The organism is Escherichia sp. 93.1518, assembly GCF_013368915.2.
GTDB classification, from domain to species: domain Bacteria; phylum Pseudomonadota; class Gammaproteobacteria; order Enterobacterales; family Enterobacteriaceae; genus Escherichia; species Escherichia ruysiae.
The window spans coordinates 1-235 of record NZ_JABWMT020000138.1 but is presented as its reverse complement, the minus strand read 5'-3'; the positions used below and the strand labels follow the sequence as shown (position 1 = coordinate 235).

Here is a 235-nt window from a genome sequence, read left to right as displayed (position 1 = left end):
CCTACTTCATAGAGCATAAGCAGCGCAACACCCTTATCTGGTTGCCGACGGATGGTGATGCCGAGAACTTTATGAAAACCCACGTTGAACCGACTATTCGTGATATTCCGTCGCTGCTGGCGCTGGCCCCGTGGTATGGCAAAAAGCACCGGGATAACACGCTCACCATGAAGCGTTTTTCCAATGGTCGTGGCTTCTGGTGCCTGGGCGGTAAAGCGGCAAAAAACTACCGTGA

1 protein-coding gene is annotated in these 235 nt (G+C 52.8%); it reads left to right on the top strand.

Annotation, left to right across the window (positions count from 1 at the left end; all coding sequences use genetic code 11):
• Positions 1-235, top strand: a 235-nt coding sequence (locus tag HEN21_RS22810) for a phage terminase large subunit family protein (protein WP_183082979.1), incomplete at both ends; no start/stop codon positions are given.